10 protein-coding genes and 1 pseudogene are annotated in these 9,756 nt (G+C 65.5%); 4 read left to right on the top strand and 7 right to left on the bottom strand.

Annotation, left to right across the window (positions count from 1 at the left end; all coding sequences use genetic code 11):
* A pseudogene (locus HMPREF1136_RS11095) lies at positions 1–810 on the top strand (serine/threonine-protein kinase); the annotation flags it as partial.
* On the top strand, positions 783–2,801 hold the full coding sequence (gene pknB, locus HMPREF1136_RS10190; RefSeq protein WP_009649257.1) for a Stk1 family PASTA domain-containing Ser/Thr kinase: 2,019 nt from the start codon (positions 783–785) through the stop codon (positions 2,799–2,801). The pseudogene HMPREF1136_RS11095 and the gene pknB, both read left to right, overlap by 28 nt.
* 949 nt (positions 2,802–3,750) lie before the next feature.
* Here the strand turns inward: pknB and HMPREF1136_RS10185 are convergent.
* The 4 genes from HMPREF1136_RS10185 to HMPREF1136_RS10170 form a co-directional block, all read right to left on the bottom strand.
* Entirely contained in the window at positions 3,751–4,389 is a 639-nt protein-coding gene (locus tag HMPREF1136_RS10185; protein ID WP_009649264.1) for an aminodeoxychorismate/anthranilate synthase component II, read from the bottom strand.
* A gap of 291 nt (positions 4,390–4,680) precedes the next feature.
* Positions 4,681–4,842 (bottom strand): hypothetical protein, encoded by a 162-nt coding sequence (locus tag HMPREF1136_RS11090; RefSeq protein ID WP_009649255.1) that lies wholly within the window; start codon positions 4,840–4,842, stop codon positions 4,681–4,683.
* Positions 4,843–4,852: 10 nt separating this feature from the next.
* The gene (locus HMPREF1136_RS10175) at positions 4,853–5,614 is read right to left on the bottom strand and encodes a class E sortase (protein ID WP_009649258.1); all 762 of its coding nucleotides are present in this window, start codon (positions 5,612–5,614) and stop codon (positions 4,853–4,855) included.
* Positions 5,607–6,311, bottom strand: a complete 705-nt coding sequence (locus HMPREF1136_RS10170; RefSeq protein ID WP_034505849.1) for a DUF881 domain-containing protein — start codon at positions 6,309–6,311, stop codon at positions 5,607–5,609. The genes HMPREF1136_RS10175 and HMPREF1136_RS10170 overlap by 8 nt, the downstream gene beginning before the upstream one ends.
* Positions 6,312–6,436: 125 nt before the next feature.
* Between HMPREF1136_RS10170 and HMPREF1136_RS10165 the strand changes: the two genes are divergently transcribed.
* Positions 6,437–6,700, top strand: coding sequence for a cell division protein CrgA (locus tag HMPREF1136_RS10165; RefSeq protein WP_009649261.1), 264 nt, complete (start codon positions 6,437–6,439; stop codon positions 6,698–6,700).
* Between the two features lie 98 nt (positions 6,701–6,798).
* Here HMPREF1136_RS10165 and HMPREF1136_RS10160 read toward each other — a convergent pair whose 3' ends face one another.
* The 3 genes from HMPREF1136_RS10160 to HMPREF1136_RS10150 all read right to left on the bottom strand — a co-directional run bounded on the left by HMPREF1136_RS10160 (position 6,799) and on the right by HMPREF1136_RS10150 (position 9,179).
* A complete protein-coding gene (locus tag HMPREF1136_RS10160; protein WP_009649260.1) occupies positions 6,799–7,560 on the bottom strand; it encodes a Rossmann-like domain-containing protein in 762 nt (253 codons plus the stop codon).
* Between the two features lie 111 nt (positions 7,561–7,671).
* Entirely contained in the window at positions 7,672–8,550 is an 879-nt protein-coding gene (locus HMPREF1136_RS10155) for a rhomboid family intramembrane serine protease (RefSeq protein ID WP_034505844.1), read from the bottom strand.
* Positions 8,551–8,657: 107 nt separating this feature from the next.
* Complete coding sequence (locus tag HMPREF1136_RS10150) at positions 8,658–9,179, bottom strand: peptidylprolyl isomerase (RefSeq protein WP_009649256.1); 522 nt, start codon at positions 9,177–9,179, stop codon at positions 8,658–8,660.
* Positions 9,180–9,330: 151 nt separating this feature from the next.
* On the opposite strand from HMPREF1136_RS10150, the gene HMPREF1136_RS10145 reads away from it, so the two are divergent.
* The coding region (locus HMPREF1136_RS10145) for a hypothetical protein (RefSeq protein ID WP_009649259.1) at positions 9,331–9,756 on the top strand (426 nt) is incomplete at its 3' end.

Below are 9,756 nucleotides of genomic sequence, written 5' to 3'. Positions count from 1 at the left end.
ACGCGCGCCGAGGCACCGGCTCCCAAGAAGGCAACCACGGCCTCGGCGACCCCGCGCAAGGAGCCAACCCCCACGCCCACACAGGCACCCGCTACGCCCGTTGCGCCCACAGAAGCCGAGCGGCGCGCCGCCCTCAACGAGCGCCTGCGCCAGCGGGCACAAGACCGCCAAGCCGAGGACGCCGCCGAAGCACACCGTCGCGCCCAGGTCGCTCGCGAAGAAGAGGCCCGCCAGCGTGAGCTACGCGAAGCCCGCGAAGAGCGCCAACGCCGTGAGGCCCGTCAACGGCGCGAAGCCGAGCAGGCTCAGCGCAAGTCCGAGCGCGCCTCCTCCGCGCCCGACCCGCAGCCGTCCCGCGACGTCAAGGACGAGCGCGCAAAGTCCGCCAAGGCCTCGTCGAAGACCACGACGACCACCAGCTCCACGCCGCGCGTCTTCGGGACCGTTCCCCAACCCCGTGGCAAGGACAAGAAAAACAAGAATGCGTCCACGCGTCCACGTCGCTCCGTGTACGAGTCCAAGCCCAAGAAGGACTCGGGCGGACCGCACTGGCACAAACTTGACGCCCGAACCACCGAGCACAAGCGCCCGGCAGCGAAGACCGCCTACTCGCGTAGTGTCGTTGCCCCGCCGGTCCCTGCATCTAAGAAATTAATCCGCATTGCGGTCATCGCACTCATCGTGATCGCGCTGACCGTACTTGCAGCCTTTACGATCAAATCCATGCTGAGCTCCCTCATCCCAAGCAACGCGGGGGCAACCATCACCGAGGAGGTTAGGACATGGCACAGCCCATGGCCCACCGTCTAGCTGGCCGATATGAGGTCCGCTCGCTCATCGGGCGAGGCGGAATGGCCGAAGTTCACCTGGGCTTCGACACTCGCCTGTCGCGCGTCGTCGCCATCAAGATGCTACGACGCGACCTGGCGCTGGACTCGATCTTCCAGGCGCGGTTCCGCCGCGAGGCTCAGTCGGCAGCGTCGCTGAATCACCCAAACATCGTCGCCGTTTACGACACCGGCGAAGAAATCGTCTCGGACGCGACCAACCGGTCCATCGCGATCCCCTACATCGTCATGGAGTACGTCGAGGGGCACACCGTCAAGGAGCTGATCTCCGACGGCACGGCCGTCCCGATCAACGAAGCCATCGAGATTGTGTCGGGTGTCCTGTCCGCCCTGCAGTACTCGCACGACAACCACCTGGTGCATCGCGACATCAAGCCGGGCAATATCATGTTGACGTCGGACGGCAAGGTCAAGGTCATGGACTTCGGCATCGCCCGTGCCCTGACCGACTCGCAGGCCACCATGACGCAGACGAACGCCGTCGTCGGCACCGCGCAGTACCTCTCCCCCGAGCAGGCGCGCGGTGAGACCGTGGACGAGCGCTCCGACCTGTACTCGACGGGCGTCGTGCTCTTCGAGCTGCTGACGGGCCGCCCGCCCTTCAAGGGCGACTCGGCCGTCGCCGTCGCCTACCAGCACGTCGAGCAGATCCCGCCCACCCCCTCGTCGATCCTGTCCGACATCCCGGATTCCCTGGACCGAGTAGTCCTCAAGGCGCTCGCGAAGAACCGCGACGACCGCTACCCGAGCGCCACCGCGATGCTCTCGGACCTGCAGCGCGTTGCACGCGGCATGGACGTGGGCGCCCCGCCTGCCGACTCGTGGGCGACCGAGGTGCTGCCCGCAGCCGGCCTCGTCGGTGCGCGCGCCGCAGCACCGACGACCACCTCCACGGTGAGCACGTCCGCGGCAGGGACCCCCCCGACATCGACGTCAACGTCGCTGCCCGCCGTCTCCTCCGACGACGATGGGACGAGTAATGCTGCCGCTGCCCGCAAGCGCCGCACCGCGATCATCGCGACCCTCGTCGCCATCGCGCTGCTCCTCATCGGCGGCAGCGTCTGGGCGCTGAGCCGCAGCGCCGCTGAGCCGGAGACCGTCGCCGTCCCCAACGTCGTTGGACTGTCTCAAGCAGACGCAAAGTCCCAGATCGAAGCCGCCGGCCTGACGTGGGAACTCAACCCCGACAAGGTCGCCTCCGATACCGTCGACAAGGACTCGGTCGCCTCAACCGACCCCGCAGGCGGCACCCAGGCCGAGAAGGGCGCCACCGTGCGCGTCACTATCTCGTCCGGCCCCGACTCGGTCACCCTGCCCGACAACCTGGTCGGTATGAGTCCCGACGACGCCCGTAAGGCCGTCGAGGCGCTGGGCCTGAAGTGGGATGTCAACTCCAGTAAGGTCGCTTCCGACACCGTGCCCGAGGGCAAGGTCGCGCAGACCAACCCCTCCCCCGGCTCGAAGGTCAAGGCCGGTCAGACAATCACCGCCTACCTGTCCTCCGGTTCCGACCAGGTTGAGGTCCCCGACCTGTCGGGTATGAGCCAGGACCAGGCGCGCAGCGCCCTCAAGGCAGTCGGCCTGGAGCTCGGCAACGTGTCGACCGTCGACTCCGACAAGGAGAAGGACCGTATCGTCGAGCAGGATCCCGATAGCGGCTCCAAGGTCAAGAAGGGCACCAGCATCGCCGTGTCCGTGTCCAGTGGCAAGGCCGCACAGGTGGAGATCCCCTCCGTCGTCGGCATCGGCCGCGAGGACGCTGAGGCGCAGCTCAAGGCCCTGGGCCTGACCGTGACCGTCGAGGAAGTCACCGGTACCCAGCCCGCCGGTCAGGTCACCGCCGTTGAACCCGGCGTGGGTTCGAAGGTGGACAAGAACTCGACTGTGAAGCTCAAGGTCTCGAAGGGTTCCATTTTCCCGACGCCCAGCCCGTCGCCCTCTACCAAGAAGTAGTCCGACTCACCCAACGATCAGGGCCCGCACCGACAGGATTCCTCCTGGGGTGCGGGCCCTGTCGTATGCGATGCTGGCCTTGCGTGCGGAGTGCGGACCCGTCGTGTGCGGGGTGGGTTCCGCTCCGCGTGCATGCGCCCCTGTCACGGCTTCCAGGGCGGGTACGAGGCCGTGGCGGGATCGCGCAGCGTGCGCGGACTGTCTTGAGCTTCGGTGCGTCATTCGGGCGGCTTGCGAGGACTGTTCTGGCCTTCAGTGCGAATACGAGGCCGTGGCACGGTTCCCGCATCGGTACGGGCCGCGTGCAATGGTCAGGGCGGGTACGAGGCCGTGGCGGGATTCGCGCAGTGTGCGCGGACTGTCTTGAGCTTCGGTGCGTCATTCGGGCGGCTTGCGAGGACTGTTCTGGCCTTCAGTGCGAATACGAGGCCGTGACAGCTATGCGGGTTCCACGCGGCGCCTGCGCGTCCTCGCGATTCTCCACGCACACGGGACGCCTAATTGGGAGCCTTAGCCTGCTCACCGGCGGTTGAACCCCCTGATGCGCACGTTAACCCGCTGGGTCGAGCGTGGGCGGGGTTGCCCACGCTCGACCCAGAAGGCTCACGCTCGACCCAGAAGGCCCAGTCTCCGTCTAGCGGGTTCACACTCCACTCAGAGATCACGAGTTGCCACGATCCCGGCCACGGCCTCGTCGGCGGATGCACAGGACGACGATGTTTCCGCGCCGGGCACACCCCTACGCGGATAGGTTGCGCCTACGTGGATAGGTTATGCGTTCGCGGATAGGTTATTAGCCTATCCGCATGCTCGTAACCTATCCGTGACGTCATTTCCTATCCGCATGCGGCCACCCACAAGCAAGCACACCGACGGCGTGCCTTCAATACCACCGACGTCGCGGCTGTACTCACTGAACGTGTCCAGCCAGTGGGCTGGCGACGCGCCCCTACAGCTTGAAGCGCTCCGCGACGACGGGCTTCAAGGACACGGCCCGCTCCCGCGCGTCAGTGTCGCCGCAGGCGGCCAGCCAGTTGGCGAACATGAGGTGCCCGGACTGTGTCATGACGGACTCGGGGTGGAACTGGACGCCTTCGAGGGGCAGGGAGCGGTGGCGCACGCCCATGATGATGCCGGATTCGGTGCTCGCGGAGACCTCGAGTTCGTCGGGCATGGTCGCGGGGTCGATCGTGAGGGAGTGATAGCGGGTGACAGTCAGCGGCGAGGGGACGCCTTCGAACACGCCGCGCCCGTCGTGGGTGATGACGGAGGTCTTGCCGTGCATGAGTTCGGGTGCGTGCCCCACGGTCGCGCCGAACAGCTCGCCCAGGGCCTGATGGCCCAGGCACACGCCCAGCATCGGGATCTCCCGCTCGGCGCAGTCGGCAATAGTCTGCAGGGACGCGCCGGCGCTCTTGGGGTCGCCGGGTCCGGGGGAAATGAGGACGCCGTCGTAGCCGGCTTCGAACCACGCGGGATCCACGACGTCGTTACGCACGACGTCCACAACAGCGCCCAGGTGGCGCAGGTAGCCCACAATCGTGAAGACGAACGAGTCGTAGTTGTCGACGCAGAGGATTCGTGCCATCGCCGGTCCTTTCATGTACGAGGCCGTGGCCCCTTTCTCCGGCCTCCATCGTAGGGCGCTCCCACAGTGGGCGCGCGACCGCTGTCCGACAAACGGGCGGTGCGGTGCGGAAAGCGGAGGCGTGGAAAGCGGCGACGCATTCACGAATGAGAGGTGGGAGACTGACCCCGCACCCGTGGGCACAGCCGAGCAGAAATTCCCACATCCACGGTTCGCGACCCCGCTCAACGCCCGCGGATACGACACGAGGCCGGGGTGTCCCCGGCCTCGTCCCATCCACAAGCGGGTGGCTCAGGCGCCGCCGACGGAGGACTGTCCCAGTTCCAGGTAGGACTGGACCCAGGGGTAGACCCAGGTGAAGAGGGCGGCGATGGCCGCGGCGATGAGGGCCAGGGATTCGATGACTTTGAACCAGGTGGGGCCGGGCAGGTGGCGGAAGATCCATGCGTACATGTGGGGTCCTTTAGTTCGTGGGTTCGTCGACGAGTTCGGCGGGGACGCCCGTGTCCTTGGGGGTCCAGGATTCGAACTTGAGGTGAACGATGTAGCGCTGCCAGTTGCCGTATTCGGGGTGGCACGTTGTCATGGTCATCCAACGCTCGGTGGGGGTTTTGGACCAGGAGAGGTCGTCGATGACGGGGGCGACGACGCGCATCTGCGTGGGGTCGGTGGCGTCGATGATCTCGGAGGAGACCATAGAGTAGACGAGGTAGCGGTCGTCGACTTCTACGATGACCTTGTCACCCTGGGTGAGGCGGTCGATCCAGCGGAAGTTGTTGCCGTAGGTGCGGCGGTGGCCGGCGACGGAGAAGTTGCCGACGCCGCCGGGTTGGGTGGTCATGTCGTAGTGGCCGGCCCAGCCTTGGTCGAGGACGTAGGAGGTGGTGCCTTCGGCCAGCGGGATCTTCATCCAGTCCCAGGTGGGTACGTGGACGAGGCCGTAGACCTCGCCGGATGCAACCTCGCGCGTGAACTCGGGGGGTGCGTCCGTTCGTGTCTCGCCTTGGGTGCGCTTGGAGGGCTGGTGTTCTTCTTCGTACGAGGCAATGGTCTGGGTGACCTGGCCGGCGACCTGGTAGGTTGTCCAGTAGAGCTGCCACACGGAAAACAGGCCGATGACGAACGCGAAGGTGATGAGCAGCTCGCCGATGACGCCGACGATGTTCCAGAAGATGTTGGAGCTCTTTTTCTTTGTCGGAACGGCTCGAGCGATGTGTTCACCCATTCGTTTCCTCCACGGTTGCATAGTTGACGGTGAGCGAGGTTGTTGCAGGCGCGAAGCTTAGGGAGTCTTTGGTCTGCATGTCCCACCCGAGGCCGTACTTTGACACATAAGCCTGATAATTCACCATACGTGGGTTTGCAGTAACCGTCGCGCGCAGGGTGTCAGGATCACCGATTGCTTGAATCACAAAGGGAGGGGAAAAGCTGGTTCTGTCGACCAGGATGACGTTTCCGATGCATCGGATGACGGTTCGGTTGGTGATGCGTACGCCTTGGACTGTCATGGCTTCAGCGCCGCCAGCCCACAGGGCGTTCATGGTGTCTTCGATGTCCTGCTGGTGGATGACGAGGTCGTTGGGGGTTGCGCCGGCGGGGATGCGTCCGGGGGGCGCGTCGTTGAGGGTGATTTGGACGCCGGGACCGGAGACGGGGCGCGTGGATTTGGCGGTGAAGGCGTCTTCGTCGGGGGTGGGCGCGCCGGGTTGGGAGGTGGAGAAGTTTTGTATCTGCGCGTCAAGGGCACCGACCTCGGCGTCGAGGGCGGCGACCTGGGCTTGTCGGGTGTGCACGAGGGTTGTGAGGTCCGAGGTCCCGGCGGGGTTTTTGCGTTCGTTGAGGGAGGAGATGGAGAAGAGCAGGCCGGAGGCGATGGTGACGGCGAGGATGGCGGCCGTGTGGCGGACCTTGCGTGGCTGCATCATTCTCTCTTTCTGTGGCGCTGCGTTTGGGCACTTCCTATGTCCGAGACTACGCTAGAGTATCGACTAATTCATCACCGCCGGGCGGTTTGTCTTCCCGCGCGGGCCAGTAGAAAGGACCCGACGTGGCCGAATCGAAAAAGCGCAAGAAGAATGGGCATGAGGTCGAGGACGATACCGAGATCAAGAATTGGACGGATGGTATTCCGCTCAGCCCGGTCTGGTGGGCTCCGACGTTCGTGACGCTCATGATTGTGGGTCTGCTGTGGGTTGTCGTGTTCTACATTTCCCAGGGCGTGTACCCGATTCCGAAGATCGGTCAGTGGAATATTGCGGTGGGCTTGGGCACGATGATGGTGGGTTTCCTGATGACGTTGCGTTGGCGCTGAGCGCGCGTCGTTTCGCGTGAAACGTGAGTGTGGGGCGTTCCGGTTGTTGCCGGGACGCCCCACTTCGCGTATGGACGAGACCGTGGCTGGCCGGGTGATTATGCTCGGCTGAGCTGGACGCGCGCGCCGGCGTCGTACATGCCCCGGAGGGAGCGTCCGGCGAGGCCATCTTCGAGGCGCGCGGGGTGGGCACTGGCGAAGGATATGACGGTCGTGGCACCGGCGTGAAGGAGCGCGGGGGACGCGGGCGTGGAGGGTCCTAGGACGACGGTGTGGGCGTTCGAAGCGAGGGTGAGGAGGCGCGGCATGGTCTTGTTGACGAAGGCGGAGCCGGAGATGAAGACGTAGTCCATGTCGGGGAGCAGGTATTCGCAGGCGGAATCGGGGTAGTCGCCCTCGAAAAGGTTGCGTTCGAGGATGTTGAGTTCGGCGGCGTCGGGCATGGCTGCGGCCGCGAAGGGGAAGTGTCCGATGATGGCGACGCGCTTGCCAGCGACGAGGGGCGCGTAGGGGTGGAAGGTGCGCGCCCAGTTGTTTTCTTCGCAGGGGGTGAATCCGCGGGCGAGGGCGACCTCGGGGTGGGAGTGGTAGGCGTTGATGGCGGCCATGCCGATGCCTGCATCCTCGAAGTTCCAGGATTTGGCCAGGGCGGCGACGTCGCGCAGGGGGCGACCGATCAGCTCGGAGGGGTCGTCCGCTATACGAGGCCGTGATTGGACGTTCATGCCGAAGGCCATGCCGACGCCGTCGTCGCTGGAGGCGATGCGGCGCCACTTGCCGTCGGTGTGGATTTGGGTGACGGTGATGTCGGAGGGGATCTCGTCGATGAGCTGGTCGTACAGGTCCCAGGGGCTGGTCATGGTGTCTCCTGTGGGCGCATGAGGGAGGGTCCGGCACTGTGCCGGACCCTCCCTATGTTAGGTCATCCTCAGAAGACTTGCCGAGGCCCTGCAGAGGCGACGGCACCCCGATCACGCGCCATAGACCTCGACAAGGAGGCGGAACACGAGAGCGTTGAGCGCGACGATACCCGCGATCATGCCGAGAGCCACCAGAAGCTGTCGACGATTCTGCGCCGCCTCCGTGATGCCCGCGCGCGGGCGAGCCAGGCGTGCGAGCACCCACGTAGCGGCCACGCCGACGACCGCGCCCCCGATGTGCGCCTGCCACGAGATGCCACTGGCCAAGAAACCGTATACCAGGTTGATGCCCAGCAGCGTCAAGATCGGCGTCGTATCGGCTCCCCCCAATCGCTGCAGGACGAACACAGCGCCGAAGAGGCCAAACACAGCACCCGACGCCCCCACCGTGCCCACGAGGAGTTCCGACGGCTGAATGAGGCACCAGGCGAGGATGAAGGCGGATCCACCCAGCGCACTCAGCAGGTAGACGGTGAGGAAACGCCACCAGCCCAGGACGGGTTCGATCGCGCGACCCACCCAATACAGGGAGAGCATGTTGAACAGGATGTGCAGCAGCCCGCCGTGCAGGAACGCGCCCGTCAGGATCGTCCACGGGCGCGACATGAGGAAGAGCGGAACCAACGCGAGAGACGACTTGAGGGAGGGGAACACCCAGGTCGCCAGGTACATGAGGATGCAGATCGCCATCATCGCGTAGGTGACGACCGGGGCACCCATCTGCGCCGCGCGCGACGCCTGGCGCACCCATCCGCGCTTCGAGGATGTGCAGTCCACGCAGATCGAGCGCACCTCGGTCGGAATTAAGCAGTCCACGCACATTGGCCGGTTGCAGCGCTTGCAGTAGTCGACGCTGCGCACGCCCGGGTGGCGCGGACAGTCGGGGGCGGCCCGCGGGTCGGACCGCTGACCGTAGCTCGGCAGGCTCATAGCGTCCCTTTCATTCGTGGGTAAGGGACGAGGCCGGGGTCCCTCATCCCGCCAACTGCGCTGAGCAGCGGGGGCGGCCCCGGCCTCGTCACTGACAAGAGAAAAGGTCAGTCGACGATCTCGATCGAGTTGATGACCTGCTCCGTCACGGGGCGGTCGTTCGCGCCCGTGGGGGTGGTGGCGATGGCGTCGACGACGCGCTTGGAGGCCTCGTCGACGACCTTGCCAAAGATCGTGTGGTTGCCGAGCAGCCACGGGGTGGGGGCCACGGTGATGAAGAACTGGGAGCCGTTGGTGCCGCGGCCCATGCGCTTGCCGGCGTTGGCCATGGCAAGCAGGTAGGGCTCGTTGAAGTTCAGCTCGGGGTGAATCTCGTCGTTGAACTGGTAGCCGGGGCCGCCGGTGCCGGTGCCGAGGGGGTCGCCACCCTGGATCATGAAGCCGGGGATCACGCGGTGGAAGATGGTGCCGTCGTAGAGGGGACGGGACGTCTTCTGACCGGTCTTGGGGTCGACCCATTCGCGCTCGCCCTTGGCCAGCGTCACGAAGTTGGTGACGGTGTTGGGAGCGCGGTTCGGGAACAGCTCGACGGTGATGTCTCCGGCGGTGGTGTGCAGAATAGCTTTCATGTTGACAATGGTGTCATCTTTTCCTGTGTGTTTCCTGACGGTCGTTCAGCTCACGCCGACTAGTGGGCTGCACATCACAGGCGGATGTAGCACAATAGGACGTGAGTGGCGCATGTGCGCCCCCGTTAATATGGACAGGATCGGAGACAACATGGCTACCTCGCCGACTTTCGATGCAGATAAGCTGCGCGCTACCTCTGAGCAGCTTCGCGACGCTGCCGCCGTTTACGCCGGGAAGGTTGCCGTTCGGGCTGCCGATCTGGCGAACCAGGGCGTCGATTGGGCCGCTCCCCGTGCCCAGGCTGCACTGACAAGCGCGATCGAGCACGCAGCTCCCGCGATTGAGAACGCTGCAGCACGCGCGCAGGCCGCCGCTGCGCACGCCGGCCCCGCGATTGAGAACGCCCGCGAGCACCTGGTGGAGGACTACCTGCCGCGCGCGTCCCTCGCCGTGAACCAGGCGGGTGCCGCCCTGTCGGCACGCGGTTCGCTGTCTGACCGCGCACGCCGCGCCTCCGAGGTGTCGGCCGCCGCCCTGACGACGCCCACCCGCAAGCGCCGCAAGTGCCGTTTCCTG

The sequence above is a fragment of the Actinomyces sp. ICM47 genome (assembly GCF_000278725.1).
In the GTDB taxonomy this organism is placed as follows: domain Bacteria; phylum Actinomycetota; class Actinomycetes; order Actinomycetales; family Actinomycetaceae; genus Pauljensenia.
Note: the sequence above shows the minus strand (reverse complement) of the source record. Positions and strands in the feature narration are given on the sequence as shown.